This window comes from Natrarchaeobaculum sulfurireducens (genome assembly GCF_003430825.1).
Lineage (GTDB): Archaea > Halobacteriota > Halobacteria > Halobacteriales > Natrialbaceae > Natrarchaeobaculum > Natrarchaeobaculum sulfurireducens.
Window position 1 is genome coordinate 430,057 of sequence record NZ_CP024047.1, and the last position, 16,349, is coordinate 446,405.

The following is a 16,349-nucleotide window of genomic DNA, read 5'->3' on the forward strand; positions in this document are numbered from 1 at the left end:
TCCGTAATCCGTGACTACCGCGGCTCTCTCCTGTTGGTGTGTCGATCGACTTTCGCAACTACCATATACGCGCTCTCGCAAACTCTCATCTGCTTAGAGTATGCCGAGGCCACAGGTTCTTGAACGAGTTAAGTCGGCGGAAGAAGAGGCCGACCAGATCGTCGCAGAGGCTGACAAAGACCGCGACGAGCGAATAGCCGAGGCCCGGGAACGTGCCGAGGCGGTTCGCACGGAAGCGGAACAGGAGGCACGCGATCTCAGAGAGCGTCGCCTCGAGGAGGCGCGAGACGAGATCGACGCCGAGTGCGAAGCCGTCCTCGAAGACGGCGACGGTGAGCGCGAGGCGCTCGCCGAGCGCGCCCGGGACCGGGTCGACGAAGTGACCGACCACGTCGTCGAGCTGTTCCAGGAGGACGTCCATGCTCAGACCTGAGCAGATGAGCAAGGTGTCGGTGGCCGGTTCCAAGGGCGTCATGCCCACGGTCATCGACGAAATTCACGGGTTGAATCTGGTGCATCTATCGGACTACGACGGTTCCTGGGAGGGATTCGACAACGGTAACCCGATCGAGGGAGCCGACGACGCCTCCGAGAAACTGGTGACCGTCCGTGCGCTCGAGAGTACGCTCGGTCTGTCCTCCGAGGAGATGGCACCCGGCCGGCCCGAGGACGACTGGGAGCAGCGACTCGAGGAGATCCGCACCCGGATCAACGAACTCGACGACCAGCGCAGCGACGTCCGCGAAGAGCTCCGACAGGTCGACGAACGAATCGACCGCGTTTCGCCGTTTGCGGAACTCGGAATCGATCTCGACTTGCTGTCCGGTTACGAGTCGGTCGACGTCCTCGTCGGCGAGGGCTCCGAGAGCGACCTCGAGACGGCACTCGAGGCGGCCGACGACGTCCGGGCGTTCGAGACGTTCACCGGCGGCGACGTCGTGGCCATCGTGGCCGCGCCGACCGACGGTGCGGACGTCGACGGCGTTATCGACGATGCCCTCGTCGGCGTCGAGTTCACCCGCCACGAGATTCCCGAAACCCAGCGCGGTCCGCGGGCCTATGTCGGCGAACTCGAGGACGAGCGTCGCAAACTCGAGACGCGAATCGACGAGATCGACGCCGAACTCGAGGACATCAAACACACCGAGGGACCGTTCCTCCTCGGACTCGAAGAGGAGTTATCGATCGAGGTCCAGCGTGCGGAAGCGCCGTTGCTGTTCGCGACGACCGACCGCGCGTTCATCGCCGAAGGCTGGATTCCGTCTACCCAGGTCGCAGATCTCGAGTCCGCACTTCGTGACGCCGTCGGCGACAGTATCGAGTTCGAGGAACTCGAGCGTGCCGATTACGAGGGTCACGACCACGGTGCGGTCGCTCACACCGACACGCCGGGTGACGAAGACGACGAGGAGGCGACCGAGTCGGAGCCGCCGAAACAGAAGGCGGCAACGGACGGCGGTACGACCGACCACGGCGGTCACGGCAGCGGTGCAGTGACGATGGACGACCAGCCGCCGGTTCGGCTGAGCAACATCACGCCGGCGAAGCCGTTCGAGCTGATGGTCAAGATGGTCAGCCAGCCCAAATACAGCGAACTCGATCCGACGCTGTTGATCTTCCTGACCTATCCGTTCGCGTTCGGGTTCATGATCGGTGACATCGCGTACGGGATCCTCTACATGCTGATGGGCTACGGGGCCTGGAAGGTGTTCGATTCCGACGCTGGAAAAGCACTCGGCACCATCGCGATCTGGGCCGGTGTTTTCACGATCCTCTTTGGCTGGCTGTACGACGACATCTTCGGCTTCCACATGGCCGACGTCTTGCCCGCAGAGATCCACAACATGATGCTGTTCGCTGGCACCTTCGATAAGGGGCTACAGGCCGAGCAGTGGGCGATGTTCTGGATCATCTTCAGCCTGATCTTCGGGCTGATCCACCTGAACCTCGGACTGATCCTCGGGTTCGTCAACGAACTCAGCCACGGCCTCAAGGCCGCGATCTACGAGAAGTTCTCGTGGATCCTGGCGATGAACGGCGCGTTCATCTGGATCTTTAGCCACCAGGATGCCGGAAGCATGGGCCTCGGTGTCGACACGACTGCTGCCGGTACCAAACCAGAGTTCCTGGTTGGAACCGCCAACGAGGCCGTCCTCTACGAGTTCCTCGGCTTTGCCGGATTGCCGGAGATCGTCGGTATCGTCGGTCTGGGCATGCTCGTGGTTGGGCTCGTGCTCGTCGGCATCGGCGAAGGCTTCGCCGGCGCGCTCGAGGCACCTGCCTGGGCGTTCGGCCACGTCCTCTCGTACCTCCGGATGGTCGCGGTCTTGCTCGCGAAAGGTGGGATGGCGTTCGCGGTGAACCTCCTGGTCTTCGGTGCGTCCGAGACGGACGGCTACATCAGCTTCGCGTTCTTCGACGCCCCGAGCACCGTCGAAGGCGCCGACGAGGTCGTCTTCGAAGGGCTCGTCTGGGTCGGTCTCACCGCCGACTCCATCGTGATCATGGCGCTCGGCCTCCTCGGCGCCGTCGCCGTGTTCATCTTCGGGCACATTCTGGTCTTGCTGCTCGGCATCACCGCCGCCGGCATCCAGATGCTGCGCCTCGAGTACGTGGAGTTCTTCCAGAAGTTCTACGAGGGCGGCGGCGAGGAGTACGACCCGTTCGGCCACGAGGCTCCCTCGGGTCAGCAGGCCGACTGATCGGTCGCCTTTTTTCCGCGGTTTCGGAACTGTGGTTGTTGGGAAGACATATCTAAATTTCGCCAAATCAAGGTGTTGGCAAGGACTCTCACACTCTCGCGAAAACCGTTGATGTTTCGTGTCCATGTCGAATTGTTTCGAGAGTTTTATAGGGAGTGCAGAGACAGATACGCCTGTTCGGAGCAATCGAACCTATAGAGCATATCAACCCATGATGGAACTTGCACTCGCTATGGAGACCGTGCTGCAGAACGGAGACGTGACCGAAGCGCCATTCCTCGAGCCCGAGGCTGCTGCCGCGATCGCAGTCGGACTGTCGGCGCTCGCCGCGGGATACGCCGAGCGAGGTATCGGTGCCGCTGCAATCGGTGCAATCGCCGAAGACGACGACCTCTTCGTCCCGGGACTGATCATGACTGTCCTGCCGGAAACGCTCGTCATCTTCGCAATCGTCGTCGTTTTCTTGGTCTAACCGACCACCCCCTTCACCAATGAGTTTGGACACAGTCGTCGAAGACATCAAAGAAGAGGCCCACGCGCGTGCGGAGAACATCCGCGACGACGGCGAGTCTCGCGCAGAGGAGATCGTTTCGGCGGCCGAATCGGACGCCGACGAGATTCTCGAGCAGGCCGACCAGGAGGTCGAACGCGAGATCGAGCAGCTTCGCGAACAGCGACTCTCCAGCGCCAAGCTGGAGGCGAAACAGAAACGCCTGGAGGCCCGGCGTGACGTCCTCGGTGAGGTCAGCGAGCAGGTCGAAGCCGAACTCGCCGCCCTCGAGGGAGAGACTCGGGAAGAACTGACCCGGACGCTGCTCGAGGCGACGAGCGAGGAGTTCGACGACGGCGACGACGTCCGCGTCTACGGTCGAGCTGACGACCAGGAGCTCCTCGAGTCGATCCTCGAAGACTACGACGGCTACGAGTACGCTGGCGAGTACGACTGTCTCGGCGGCGTCGTCGTCGAGAGCGACCAGTCCCGCGTTCGCGTCAACAACACCTTCGACTCGGTGTTCGAGGACGTCTGGGAGGAGAACCTTCGGGAGATCAGTAACCGACTCTTCGAGCAATGAGCCTAGGCGCCTCGAACACGGAGTACGTCAGCGCTCGCGTCCGGGCACGGAGAGCGGCGCTGTTCGCGGACGAGGATTACCGAAAGCTCGTCCGCATGGGGCCAAGCGGGATCGCCCGGTTCATGGAGGAATCGGAGTACGAACGCGAGATCAACGAACTCGGGGCGCGATTCTCGGGGGTCGACCTGATCGAGTACGCGCTAAACCAAAATCTCGCAAAGCACTTCGGAGATTTACTCGAGTGGTCGGAGGGACGACTCTACGACCTCGTCGCTCGATACCTCCGGAAGTTCGACGTCTGGAACGTCAAGACGATCATTCGCGGGATCTACACCGAGACGCCCACCGAGGAGATCCAGACGGACCTGATTCGTGCCGGTGAACTCGACGACGCGACGCTCGACCGACTGCTCGAGGTCGACGCGATCGAAGACGTCGTCGAGATCCTCGACGGAACGGTCTATCACGACCCGCTCGAGGCCGCCTACGAGCAGTTCGAGGAGACCGGGACGCTGGTGCCACTCGAGAATGCCCTGGATCGGGAGTTTTACGAGCATCTGCTCGACGATCTCGGCCGACCCCAGGAGGGGCCGGAGGCAAAGTACGTCGAATTCCTGCAGGCCGAGATCGACTTCCGGAACGCCCGAAACGCGTTGCGCCTTGCACGCAGCGGGGCGGACCTCGACCCGGCGAGTTATTACATCGAAGGCGGTGTCTTGTTCGATCAGAAAGAACTGAACCGCCTCGTTACCGACCTCGACGAACTCGTCGATCACATCGCCGAGAACAAACGCTACGGCAAGCGACTCTCCAGTGCGCTGGGACAGCTACGAGAGGCTGACAGCCTTATCCAGTTCGAGCACGCACTAGACGCTGCGTTGCTCGAGTACGCCGACACACTCTCGAGCATCTACCCGGTTTCGGTCTCGTCCGTGCTATCGTACATCCTCGCAAAAGAGCGAGAGATCGAGAACATCCGCGCGATCGCGCGTGGAAGAGAAGTCGGCCTCTCCGAAAGCGAGATCGAAGAGGAGCTGGTGATCCTATGAGCCAGGAAATTGCCGTCGTCGGCAGTCCGGAGTTCACGACCGGCTTTCGCCTCGCTGGCGTCAGCCGGTTCGAGAACGTCGCGGACGACGAGAAAGAAACAGCGTTAGACGACGCCGTCACGAACGTTTTAGAGGACGAGAACGTTGGAATCGTCGTCATGCACGACGACGATCTCGACTCGCTCTCCCGAAACGTTCGACAGACCGTCGAAACGAGCGTCGAGCCCGTCGTTGTCACCATCGGTAGCGGTACCGGTGGTGGCGGACTGCGCGATCAGATCAAGCGGGCGATCGGTATCGACCTAATGGAAGAAGAGGAAAGCGACTAATTATGAGCCAGGCAGACGAAACCCAGACCGTCGACGAAGACGGTGTAATCGAAAGCGTGAGTGGTCCCGTCGTGACCGCTGCGGACCTCGACGCCCGGATGAACGACGTCGTCTACGTCGGCGACGAAGGACTGATGGGCGAGGTCATCGAGATCGAAGGGAACCTGACCACGATTCAGGTGTACGAAGAGACCTCCGGTGTCGGCCCCGGCGAACCCGTCGAGAACACGGGAGAGCCACTGAGCGTCGACCTCGGACCAGGCATGCTGGACACCATCTACGACGGCGTCCAGCGCCCCCTCGACGAACTCGAGGAGAAGATGCAGTCGGCGTTCTTAGACCGTGGGGTCGACGCGCCGGGTATCGACCTCGAGAAGCAGTGGGAGTTCACCCCCACCGTCTCGGAAGGCGACGAGGTCGAACCGGGAGACATCATCGGAGAGGTCCCCGAGACCGAGAGCATCACCCACAAGGTGATGGTACCGCCGGACTACGAGGGCGGCGAGATCACCTCGATCGAAGACGGCGAGTTTACCGTCGAAGAGGTCATCGCCGAACTCTCCTCGGGCGAAGAGATAACCATGCACCAGGAGTGGCCGGTCCGGAAGGCCCGACCGTCCGCAGAGAAGCAGACGCCGACGGTTCCGCTCCAGTCCGGACAGCGTATCCAGGACGGCCTGTTCCCGATCGCCAAAGGTGGGACTGCAGCGATTCCCGGTCCGTTCGGATCGGGGAAGACCGTCACCCAGCACCAACTCGCGAAGTGGTCCGACGCGGACATCGTCGTCTACGTCGGCTGTGGCGAGCGTGGCAACGAGATGACCGAGGTCATCGAGGACTTCCCGAACCTCGAGGACCCGATGACGGGCAAGCCGCTGATGAGCCGGACGTGTCTCATCGCGAACACCTCGAACATGCCTGTCGCAGCCCGTGAGTCCTGTATCTACACTGGAATTACGATCGCGGAATACTTCCGTGACATGGGCTACGACGTCGCGCTGATGGCCGACTCCACCTCGCGGTGGGCAGAAGCCATGCGTGAGATCTCGAGCCGACTCGAGGAGATGCCCGGCGAAGAGGGGTATCCGGCGTACCTCGCGGCGTCGCTGTCGGAGTTCTACGAGCGGGCTGGCCTGTTCGAGAACGTCAACGGCACGCAGGGATCGGTGACCGCAATCGGTGCAGTCAGCCCGCCAGGCGGGGACTTCTCCGAGCCGGTTACCCAGAACACCCTGCGTATCGTCAAGACCTTCTGGGCGCTCGACGCGGACCTCGCCGAACGTCGACACTTCCCGTCGATCAACTGGAACGAGTCGTACTCGCTGTATCGCCAGCAACTCGACCCGTGGTTCCGTGACAACGTCGCGGAAGACTGGCCGGAAGTTCGCCAGTGGGCCGTCGACGTGCTCGACGAGGAGGACGAACTTCAGGAAATCGTCCAGCTCGTCGGCAAAGACGCCCTGCCGGAGGACCAGCAGCTGACCCTCGAGGTCGCTCGCTATCTGCGTGAGGCGTGGCTCCAGCAGGACGCGTTCCACGACGTCGACACCTACTGCGAACCGACGAAGACCTACCGGATGCTCGAGGCGATCCAGACGTTCAACGACGAGGCGTTCGAGGCGCTCGAGGCGGGCGTCCCGGTCGAAGAGATCGCCAACGTCGAGGCGGCCCCGCGGCTCAACCGGATGGGCACTGCAGAGGAGTGGACCGAGTTCATCGACGAACTCGAATCGGATCTCACCGAACAGATCAGGGAGCTGTACTGACCATGAAGGAATACCAAACGATTACGGAAGTCAGCGGTCCGCTGGTGTTCGCCGAAGTCGACGAGCCCGTCGGATACGACGAGATCGTCGAGATCGAGACGCCACAGGGGGAGACCCTGCGCGGACAGGTACTCGAGTCCTCCGACGGCCTGGTCTCGATCCAGGTCTTCGAGGGCACGGGCGGTATCGACCGCAACGCCTCGGTTCGGTTCCTAGGCGAGACGATGAAGATGCCCGTCACCGAGGACCTCCTCGGTCGGGTGCTCGACGGGTCCGGTCGACCGATCGACGGCGGTCCGGAGATCGTCCCCGAAAAGCGCGAAGACATCGTCGGTGCGGCGATCAACCCGTACTCGCGTGAGTATCCCGAAGAGTTCATCCAGACCGGCGTGAGCACCATCGACGGCATGAACACGCTGGTTCGCGGCCAGAAGCTGCCGATCTTCTCCGGCTCCGGACTGCCACACAACGAACTCGCACTCCAGATCGCCCGCCAGGCGACCGTTCCCGAGGAAGAAGACGGCGACGACGAGGACGGCTCCGAGTTCGCAGTCATCTTCGGTGCGATGGGGATCACCCAGGAAGAGGCAAACGAGTTCATGCAGGACTTCGAGCGCACGGGCGCACTCGAGCGCTCGGTCGTCTTCATGAACTTAGCGGACGACCCCGCAGTCGAGCGGACGGTCACGCCGCGACTCGCACTGACCACCGCGGAGTACCTCGCATTCGAGAAGGACTACCACGTGCTGGTCATCCTCACCGACATCACCAACTACTGTGAGGCACTGCGCGAGATCGGTGCCGCACGTGAAGAGGTGCCGGGTCGTCGTGGGTACCCCGGATACATGTACACTGACCTGGCCCAGCTCTACGAGCGGGCGGGTCGAATCGAGGGCCGTGAGGGCTCTGTCACCCAGATTCCGATCCTCACCATGCCCGGTGACGACGACACGCACCCGATTCCCGATCTGACGGGATACATCACGGAGGGACAGATCGTGATGGATCGCGACCTGAACAGTCAGGGGATCGAGCCGCCGATCAACGTCCTGCCCAGCCTCTCGCGGCTCATGGACGACGGGATCGGCGAGGGGCTCACCCGTGCGGACCACGGCGACGTCTCCGACCAGATGTACGCCGCCTACGCGGAGGGTGAAGACCTACGCGACCTCGTGAACATCGTCGGTCGCGAGGCGCTGTCCGAGCGAGACAACAAGTTCCTCGACTTCGCGGACCGCTTCGAAGGCGAGTTCGCCCAGCAGGGCTACGACACCAACCGGACGATCGAAGAGACCCTCGAGATCGGCTGGGATCTGCTGTCGATGCTCCCGAAAGAGGCACTCAACCGGATCGACGAGGACCTCATCGAGGAGCACTACCGCGAAGACGTCGCCGAGGAAGCAGCCGTCCAGGCCGACTAACTCCGGCCCGGCCTCGGAGTTTCTCGAGTCGTTTTCTCTCCAGGCGTCGGCGTCTTGTCTCCCGAAAATCCGGCCGCGGACTGACCGCTGCCTGTCCCTACTCCGAGAGCCGTCGGTAAGGCGTTGCTTCGGGCCCGTCGGCGAACTGACGCTTACCGACCCCGTGGTGACGAGGATCCGTTTGTTGGACCCGGACGTTTCGTTCGGATCAGGTACTACGGGCGTGAGTGATTCGATCGGGATGACAGATCTCAGGGCAAGCGAGTACCGCTGAGGAGTGGGGAGGGGATACACCGAAACAATCGTGGGGGATGCTCCCTCTAATAGAGCTGTATGCACAAGCCATTGCTCGTAACTGACTTTCTCGACCGAGCGCGGACACACTACGCCGATACAGAGGCTGTCGTCGCGACGACGGGCGAGCGATACACCTACGCTGAACTCGCCGAGCGAGCCGACCGATTCTCCGCGGCGTTGCAGGCGCGCGGCATCGAGAAGGGAGATCGTGTCGCGGTGCTCGATCCGAACACACACTACCACCTCGAGGCGGCCTACGGGAGTATGCAACTCGGGGCCGTCCACATGCCGCTGAACTACCGGCTGACACCCGAGGACTTCTCGTACATGCTCGAGGACGCCGACGTCGACGCGATCTACGCCGACTACGAGTACGCCGGGAAGATCGAATCGATCCGCGACGAGGTGCCCACCGAGACGTTCATTACGAACGACGTCGACGCGGTCGAGGGGGGTGAGGCTGACGAAGCCGGGCGATCCTCGTCGGACGAGTCCGACAGTGGGTGGGAGAGCTTCGATGCGGTGCTCGAGGAGGCCGGCACCGAGTACGACCGGCCGGAGATGGCAGAAGACGACATAATCACGATCAACTACACCTCGGGGACGACGGGCGACCCGAAAGGCGTCTGTCGGACCCACCGTGCCGAGACGATCCACGCCTACGTTACGTGCGTCCACCAGGGGATCGGAGACGACGACGTCTATCTCTGGACGCTGCCGATGTTCCACGTCAACGGCTGGGGACACATCTACGCGATCACCGGCATGGGCGCAAAACACGTCTGTACGCGCGGTGTCGACGCCGGCGGCATCTTCGAGGCGATCCAGACCGAGGACGTCTCGTACATGTGCGGTGCCCCGACGGTGTTGAACATGTTGATCGACTACTACGGGGAGAACGACCCCGAGACGACCGGCGCGAACGACGTCCGTATCGCAACTGCAGGAAGTGCGCCACCGGAGGCGACCATCCGGACGGTCGAAGACGAGTTCGGCTGGTATCTGAAACACGTCTACGGTGCGACCGAGACGGGGCCGCTCATCACGACCTCCGACGCCCGCCGGCACTTCGACGACGACAGCCGCGACCGATTCGCCGTCAAGAAACGCCAGGGGCTGTCGTTCCTCGGCACTGAGGTTCGGGTCGTCGACGAGGACGGCAACGACGTCCCACGAGACAACTCGACGGTCGGCGAAATCGTCGTCTCCGGCAACCAGGTCATGGAGAAGTACTGGAACAAACCCGAGGAGACCGAGGCGGCCTTCTCCGACCGGATCGAGGGCTACTACCACATGGGCGATCTCGCGGTCGTCGACGAGAACGGCATGATCTCCATCCAGGACCGCAAGAAAGACATCATCATCTCCGGCGGGGAGAACATCTCGAGTATCGAACTCGAGGACACGCTGTTCGAACACGAGGCGGTCTCGGACGTCGCAGTGATCCCGGCCCCGAGCGAGGAGTGGGGCGAGACGCCGAAGGCGTTCGTCGTGCCTGCAAACGGCGATCCAGACGAGCCGGGCGTGACCGTCGACGAACTCGTCGAGTTCACGCGTGACAACCTCGCGAGCTACAAGGCCGTCAAGCGCGTCGAGTTCGTCGAGCAACTCCCGACGACGGCGACGGGCAAGGTCCAGAAGTACGAACTCCGCGAACAGGAGTGGGAAGACGAAGACCAGATGGTCGGCCAGGGCTAGTCGGACGCCGTCGACCTCTCACCAGTGCGGTGTCGGTGCAGGCTACCGTTCGCGTGGCGCTCGAGCAACGCATAGATCTCGTCGGGATCGTCCAGCACCGACGTCGCACACCGAAGCGAGCGACGACCGTACAGATCGACGATAAGTCTCGAGGACTCGAGTCGCACGTCGGTTACGTCCTCCCAGGGGAGGAACTGTCGGCCGGTCGGTCCTGGAGCGACGAGTCCGGTTTCGTAGACCTCGAGGGTCGGCCTTCCCCACTTACTCTCGGAACCGGGAGTGGCCGAGTACCGCGTCCCGAACACCTTTTTGCCGGGTTCGTTCGGCCGGAGCTGTCCGAGCAACGACGTCTCGCCTGCGGCCTGCGATCGAGCGGAGAGGCCCGTGAGGACGAAGACGACGCCGAAGATCACTGCGACGAACGCGACGCTTGTAGACGCCCGAAGCAGCCACGACCCGGTATCGATCGCGGCGATGCTGCCGCCGAGAACCGTCCCCACGGCGACGACGATCGATGCGATTCCGAGCCCAACGGACATACGAGCGTGCACGGGATCGAGCCACGGAACCGTCGTGATCGGCTCGTCGGGCGTGATCGCCCGTGCGTACCGCTCCCGGCCCATCGACGCGAACGCGAGCGCCGCGAGGAGCGTCCCGAACGCGCCCAGTCCGGTTCCGGCGGCTGCAGCGGGCTCGAGGGCCGGTATCGTGAGGAAACCGACGGTGGCAACGACGAAGCACAGCGGTGGGACGAACAACATCGCCATAGACCGTCGACGTCGGCCGATTCGAACCGCGAGGCCGTCGATTCGGCTAGCGAGCAGTGCGCCGACGATGAGTCCACCCGTCGCGGCGGTGGAGACGACCCCGACGACGGTCGCGGCGGAGCCGTCGACTGCAAGCGCGGCGGCGATCGCTCCTGCGACGAAACAGATAGCGACGTAGCCCCCCGTCGCGGCGACGACGCCGACATCGGGGGTCTCGAGCGACTCCGGGAGGGGCCGCGGGGACGGGAGGGACACGGGTTGACCTGTTGATACGACGCCAGACGAAATATGCGTTCTGCCGGTCCGCAGGCATCGTTCTCTGGGCCCCGTTCGAGTCGCGTGCACACGCTCGAGTGCGACGCAAACTGTAAACAGTTATCCGACTGGCTACGCAAGCATTCCACAAGATGGCCAAGGACGTAAAGCCCACCCGCAAGAACCTGATGGAGATCGAAGATCGGATCGAACTCTCCGAGCGGGGGCACGGGACCTTAGAGAAGAAACGGGACGGGCTGATCATGGAGTTCATGGACATCCTGGATAAGGCCCAGGACGTTCGTGGCGACCTCGCCGACGACTACGAGGAAGCCCAGAAGAAGATCAACATGGCACGGGCTATGGAAGGTGACGTCGCAGTTCGGGGGGCCGCCGCTGCACTCCAAGAACACCCCGAGATCACCACCGAGTCGAAGAATATCATGGGCGTCGTCGTCCCGCAGATCGAGTCCTCGCGCGTCTCGAAGAGCTTAGACGAGCGTGGCTACGGGATCATGGGTACCTCTGCTCGGATCGACGAGGCCGCCGAGGCCTACGAGGACCTCCTCGAGAGCATCATCCTCGCTGCCGAGGTCGAGACGGCGATGAAGAAGATGCTTCGAGAGATCGAGACGACGAAACGGCGTGTCAACGCCCTCGAGTTCAAGCTCCTGCCCGAACTCTATGAGAATCAAGAGTACATCGAGCAGAAACTCGAAGAACAGGAACGCGAGGAGACGTTCCGGCTGAAAAAAATCAAAGAGAAGAAAGAACAGGAAGAGAAAGCAGACCGCGAAGCAGCTGCCGAGGGAGCCGACAACCTCGAGGAAGCCGACCTCGAGCCGCCGGCCGCCGGCAGTGTCTCGCAGGGTTGACTGGCGACTCGTTCGTTCGCTGATGGTCTGTTCTGCCTGTGGCTCGTTGACGATCACCTTCGCCGTCCCGAATCCCTACATGGAATACGTGCCGGCAGCGCCGTCGGCCGCCTCCTTTTGCTCTCGCTGTCTAACCCTCGAAGCCACAGATTCGCCAGCTGATGCCGATCCGGACTTCTCACGCGTCAGCGATGCCTTCCCAACGCGTGCCGATCGAGCCGTTCCGCTCGCGATTGCCCTGGGACTGTGTTCGTCGCTGGTAACCAACCGCGAGGCGATCGAATCGCTGTTCTCCGACGCCGAAGCGGCCGGGACCGACCCCTTGCTCGTGATCAATCGGCTCTGTCGCGACCCCGGCGTCGAACCGGCGATCGACCTCGATCGACGGGCCCACCAGCTCGAGCAGTTGATGTACGATAACAACGGCTGACCACCTGAGCACGGTCGGCTTCAGCTACACTTCGAGGACCGTTCGGTCTCAGCTACGCGCTGAGGACGGCTCGAGTGGCGACCACAGTGTTATGCCGTTCACCGTCGTGTGTTCTCACATGGCAGATACGAAGAAGGGCCGAGCTAAGAAAGCGCGCGATGCGGAGAACCGCGAACGGGAGCGAGATCTCACAGAGGCGCGTGAACGCGGTGACGAAGCCGAACCTCCTCGTGAGTGCCAGCGTCGGGACTGTTCCGAGCCGGTGACGTTCGTCGTCGTCGAACGATACCGGGACGAAACCGGCCACGGTACCGTCGAAGCAACGGCTGACCTCTGTACTGCACATACCGCCGACGAACGCCCAACGAACCTCGATGGTGACTTCGAGGACTATCTCTTCCGTGTCGAACCCGCATAGGTCGGGCCGGTTCGATACGGTCTTTCGTCCCGACTGAAACGGGTTTTATGATCGGACTGTCCGCTGTTTTTCATTCCCACTTTGAACTGCGTCTGGCGTGCGATCGGGGGACACTGACTGTCAGTGCTTTCCGTCTTCTCGCAGCTGGTACGGTAGGTGCAGCGACACGATGATCGACGACGGTTCGGATCTGTGTGTCACTGAACTGCTCGAGGAGAGACGCCTTACTTGCCGGTCGGCGTGATCCCGTTGCTGATGGCCTGTTTCATCTGTAACGCCGCGCTCGCGGCCAGTCCACGGGCGACTTCGGTACGTTCGTCGTCGCTGATGATCTCGTCGGTGACGTCATCAACGTCGGGGGCAAAGCCCGCACTGACGGGGTGGCCGACTGGTGGCTGGACGGCGACGGTTACCTGTGGTCCGGAGATGCCGCTTCTGACGTCGGCGTCAACGACGTATTCGTCGGGCAGAAACTCCCGGGTCAGTGCGGCGATTCGCGAGACATCTCGGTGGAGAAGACGTTTCTGTGGCCCGGAGAGGGTTGGAAGGTCCGCCGCGGCTCGTTGACCGGCCTTCGTCTGTCCGGGGAGTCCTGCGTACGGCGTATTTCCGTTCATGAGGAGATGTACCTCGATTTTCGGCGCCGTTGGGTATAAACGGTTCGACTCGAGTGACACGCACCCACACGCGAGACTACCCTTGAACGCGCCGGAGTCGTCTCGAGACGCGAGCGAGAACCCCGTCGGGGAGGATTTCGTCTTCGTTCACGATGAGCGAGATGGTCACAACTCCGGAGAGGGCAAGTGGGAACCAGAACGTGATCAAGCGTGCGAGCAAGGCGACCGACAGTCCCTCGGCGAACGTCGCGCCAGCGCCAACGAGCACGAGCGCCAGCGTCCCTTCGAACGTACCCGTACCGCCCGGCGAAATCGGGGCGAGGCCGACTATGTAGGCGAGGAACGTCCCGACAACGACGATGGCGAGGCCGACGTCGAGACCGAGGGTCACCGCGACGACGTAGATCTTGATCGGGTACAGCCCCCACAGTAGTAACGAGATGCCATAGAGCCACCACCGACTGCGCCGGTCGAGCAACGCGCTCGCCTCCTGTATGAGCGACCGGACGACGCCCCGCCACCGCTCGACGTGGCTCGAGAGCGTTTGTTCCCAGTCCGACGCCGAATCGTCGGGATCACGCCGGTGAAACCAGAGAGATACCGACGCGACGAGCCCGCCGACGAGGCCGACTGCAACCACGGCAGAGCTACTGACAGTGGGCGTGATTGGAATCTCGAGTTGGACGGTAGCGAGCACGACCGCGGCGATTGCGATGAGCACGAACGGAAGCATCGAGACGTACTTCTGAGCGAGCAGGACCGACGTGATCGTCCCGTAGGCGGCATCCGTCGTCCGCTCGAACAGGTAGACTTTCGCGGCCATCCCGCCCAGTTTCGACGATGGCGTGACGCTCTCGACGAAGCCAGCAGCGAGCGTCACCTCGAGGATGCGACGAAACGAGACGGTGACGTCGGCCCGACGGAACAGGTACTGCCACTGGTAGCTGATGATGAAGAACGTGAGAATCTGCACCAGCGCGAGGCCGGCGAGTACGAGCGGGTTTCCGCGGCCGATCGCCGTCCGGATGTCTGCCCAGCCGGCTGCCACTGTGAGCCCTGCGAGGACGGCGATACCCACGGTCCAGAGCAGGAGCTTCCGGTTCACGGCGAATCACCTCCGCTCGAACAGCAGCGACTTTCCGAACGTCGGCATCGGGTGTGAGACGGCGTCGACGGGCTCGTACGCTGGTGGTAGTGCACCGTACTCGTCCGCGACGGCGCCTCGAGGGTGGCGAACGACGATGCGGTCCGGCCCGTCCTCGAGCGCTCGAAGGTGGTCGACGATCTCGGCTTTGGGCGTAGCCTGGACGGCGACGAACGCGGTCGTCACCGTCTCGTGTGGGAGGGGCGCGTCGTCGGCGGCACGACCGTCGCCAGTGACGATCTGAACCCGATCAGCCACGTTCGCGTAGGCGACGTTTCGTCTCGCTCGCTCGGGGACCGAATCGTCGTTGTCGAGGGCGTAGACGTCGGCGTCGGCCAGCTTGGCAACCAACACCGCGGTAAACGGCATTGCACCGCAGCCGACGTTGAGGACGGTGTCCCGCCGGTCGACGCCCGCAAGTTCGATCTCGCGACCCACGACACCGCGGTAACACCGCGTGTAGAGATCGAACAGCAACGGCGCAGTCGTACCGGATTTCTCGAGCTTCGCGAAGACGTGTTTCATTGTTGGGAGTCGTCTAACCGGCTCGTTCGCGCGCCGGCTTAATCTCTACTTTCAGTAATGAAAGCGAGATTGTAAAGATTTCGGACTTATCAAGCGGGGTAGGGCGCTGAAACCTCGTGCTTCAGCACGGAGATACAGCGCCCATAGCGCATTTTAACGTCCTCTACAACGTATTGAACGCTATCCGAGAGGGCCTATCCGCCCTCTGTCAATGAGACAGTATCGGGAGTCACTCGTTCATCGTGGAAGGCACCCTTCCAATGATGAACAGGGTGCAAGTAACTCAACATAACCCCGAATCTCCGCTCGAGACGGTGGATAGGGATAACGGTAGCGTGGCACTGCCAGCATTCCCTTGGGGATATCAAACCGTACCTCTCTCAACCCAGCAAGCCGTCGCTCGTGGGAAGCTCCGCCGGTTACGGTGAAGCGGATGTCACAGAATCGGTTCGCTCTTCCCGTAGACGGCAGCGACGAGCGCTGTGGTGTAGCTTCCGGACTCCGCCTGGCTACTCTCGACGGCGACGTGTGGGTCGGTAAACGCCCAGTCTCTCAGTTCTTGACCCGCGGACAGCCCCTCGCGGACGCGACGCTCGACGTCTTCACGTCCCGTCTCGCCCGCGACTTCGTAGAACAGTCCTGGGCCGTCGTCGGCAGCCTGCGACCACGCGAGTGCGGCGCTTACGCGGCCGGGACCGGCGGTCGTGGCTCGAGACTCGACGACGGTCAGACGCTCACCGGCCGGACCGAGGTCGGGGGCGGTGCCGACGGCCTCGACGTCGACGTCGGCCGGAATCACGGAAGAGACGGAGACGAGGTTGTAGTTCTCGATACCCGCTCGCGCGAGGGCGGCGTCGTAAGAGGCCATCGCCGTGGGGGCGGATGCTGACCCCCAGACGACTCGAATCGGGCTCATATCCGCATTCGGAGACGGGTGCCGTAAGGAGTTGCGGTTCGCGAGCGGGCCGGCGATGACCCGGAAG

At 62.7% G+C, this 16,349-nt stretch carries 17 protein-coding genes; 12 read left to right on the forward strand and 5 right to left on the reverse strand.

Features of this window, described 5'->3' with window-relative positions; genetic code table 11:
- Window positions 1–100 precede the first annotated feature (100 nt).
- The 9 genes from ahaH (at window position 101) to AArc1_RS03415 (ending at window position 10,335) form a co-directional block, all read left to right on the forward strand.
- Window positions 101–433 carry an ATP synthase archaeal subunit H gene (ahaH, locus tag AArc1_RS03375; protein ID WP_117362910.1) on the forward strand — a complete coding sequence of 111 codons (333 nt, stop codon included), beginning with the start codon at window positions 101–103 and terminating at the stop codon, window positions 431–433.
- Window positions 420–2,702: a V-type ATP synthase subunit I gene (locus AArc1_RS03380; protein ID WP_228442381.1), complete on the forward strand. Its 2,283-nt coding sequence runs from the start codon at window positions 420–422 to the stop codon at window positions 2,700–2,702. Before ahaH ends, AArc1_RS03380 begins: the two co-directional genes overlap by 14 nt.
- Window positions 2,703–2,913: 211 nt before the next feature.
- Window positions 2,914–3,174, forward strand: coding sequence for a hypothetical protein (locus AArc1_RS03385; RefSeq protein WP_117362914.1), 261 nt, complete (start codon window positions 2,914–2,916; stop codon window positions 3,172–3,174).
- A 19-nt stretch (window positions 3,175–3,193) separates the two neighbouring features.
- Complete coding sequence (locus AArc1_RS03390; protein ID WP_117362915.1) at window positions 3,194–3,775, forward strand: V-type ATP synthase subunit E; 582 nt, start codon at window positions 3,194–3,196, stop codon at window positions 3,773–3,775.
- On the forward strand, window positions 3,772–4,824 hold the full coding sequence (locus AArc1_RS03395) for a V-type ATP synthase subunit C (protein ID WP_117362917.1): 1,053 nt from the start codon (window positions 3,772–3,774) through the stop codon (window positions 4,822–4,824). The genes AArc1_RS03390 and AArc1_RS03395 overlap by 4 nt, the downstream gene beginning before the upstream one ends.
- Complete coding sequence (locus AArc1_RS03400) at window positions 4,821–5,153, forward strand: V-type ATP synthase subunit F (protein ID WP_117362921.1); 333 nt, start codon at window positions 4,821–4,823, stop codon at window positions 5,151–5,153. The genes AArc1_RS03395 and AArc1_RS03400 overlap by 4 nt, the downstream gene beginning before the upstream one ends.
- A 2-nt stretch (window positions 5,154–5,155) precedes the next feature.
- Window positions 5,156–6,919 (forward strand): ATP synthase subunit A, encoded by a 1,764-nt coding sequence (locus tag AArc1_RS03405; protein ID WP_117362923.1) that lies wholly within the window; start codon window positions 5,156–5,158, stop codon window positions 6,917–6,919.
- Window positions 6,920–6,921: 2 nt separating this feature from the next.
- Entirely contained in the window at window positions 6,922–8,340 is a 1,419-nt protein-coding gene (locus AArc1_RS03410) for an ATP synthase subunit B (protein WP_117362925.1), read from the forward strand.
- A gap of 333 nt (window positions 8,341–8,673) precedes the next feature.
- Window positions 8,674–10,335, forward strand: a complete 1,662-nt coding sequence (locus tag AArc1_RS03415; protein ID WP_117362927.1) for a long-chain-fatty-acid--CoA ligase — start codon at window positions 8,674–8,676, stop codon at window positions 10,333–10,335.
- Here AArc1_RS03415 and AArc1_RS03420 read toward each other — a convergent pair.
- The gene (locus AArc1_RS03420; protein ID WP_117362929.1) at window positions 10,332–11,357 is read right to left on the reverse strand and encodes a PH domain-containing protein; all 1,026 of its coding nucleotides are present in this window, start codon (window positions 11,355–11,357) and stop codon (window positions 10,332–10,334) included. The two genes, AArc1_RS03415 and AArc1_RS03420, sit on opposite strands and share 4 nt — an antisense overlap.
- Before the next feature lie 152 nt (window positions 11,358–11,509).
- On the opposite strand from AArc1_RS03420, the gene AArc1_RS03425 reads away from it, so the two are divergent.
- The 3 genes from AArc1_RS03425 (at window position 11,510) to AArc1_RS03435 (ending at window position 13,080) form a co-directional block, all read left to right on the forward strand.
- Window positions 11,510–12,232 carry a V-type ATP synthase subunit D gene (locus AArc1_RS03425; protein WP_117362930.1) on the forward strand — a complete coding sequence of 241 codons (723 nt, stop codon included), beginning with the start codon at window positions 11,510–11,512 and terminating at the stop codon, window positions 12,230–12,232.
- A 22-nt stretch (window positions 12,233–12,254) separates the two neighbouring features.
- Window positions 12,255–12,662, forward strand: coding sequence for a DUF6276 family protein (locus AArc1_RS03430; RefSeq protein ID WP_117362932.1), 408 nt, complete (start codon window positions 12,255–12,257; stop codon window positions 12,660–12,662).
- Window positions 12,663–12,780: 118 nt separating this feature from the next.
- The gene (locus tag AArc1_RS03435; RefSeq protein WP_117365766.1) at window positions 12,781–13,080 is read left to right on the forward strand and encodes a hypothetical protein; all 300 of its coding nucleotides are present in this window, start codon (window positions 12,781–12,783) and stop codon (window positions 13,078–13,080) included.
- Between the two features lie 224 nt (window positions 13,081–13,304).
- Here AArc1_RS03435 and AArc1_RS03440 read toward each other — a convergent pair whose 3' ends face one another.
- The 4 genes from AArc1_RS03440 to AArc1_RS03455 all read right to left on the reverse strand — a co-directional run bounded on the left by AArc1_RS03440 (window position 13,305) and on the right by AArc1_RS03455 (window position 16,282).
- Window positions 13,305–13,697 (reverse strand): DUF5811 family protein, encoded by a 393-nt coding sequence (locus tag AArc1_RS03440; RefSeq protein WP_117362934.1) that lies wholly within the window; start codon window positions 13,695–13,697, stop codon window positions 13,305–13,307.
- Window positions 13,698–13,773: 76 nt separating this feature from the next.
- Complete coding sequence (locus AArc1_RS03445) at window positions 13,774–14,802, reverse strand: lysylphosphatidylglycerol synthase transmembrane domain-containing protein (protein WP_117362936.1); 1,029 nt, start codon at window positions 14,800–14,802, stop codon at window positions 13,774–13,776.
- A gap of 6 nt (window positions 14,803–14,808) precedes the next feature.
- Window positions 14,809–15,366 carry a class I SAM-dependent methyltransferase gene (locus tag AArc1_RS03450; protein ID WP_117362938.1) on the reverse strand — a complete coding sequence of 186 codons (558 nt, stop codon included), beginning with the start codon at window positions 15,364–15,366 and terminating at the stop codon, window positions 14,809–14,811.
- A 436-nt stretch (window positions 15,367–15,802) separates the two neighbouring features.
- Window positions 15,803–16,282 carry a pyruvoyl-dependent arginine decarboxylase gene (locus AArc1_RS03455; RefSeq protein WP_117362939.1) on the reverse strand — a complete coding sequence of 160 codons (480 nt, stop codon included), beginning with the start codon at window positions 16,280–16,282 and terminating at the stop codon, window positions 15,803–15,805.
- Between the last annotated feature and the right edge of the window lie 67 nt (window positions 16,283–16,349).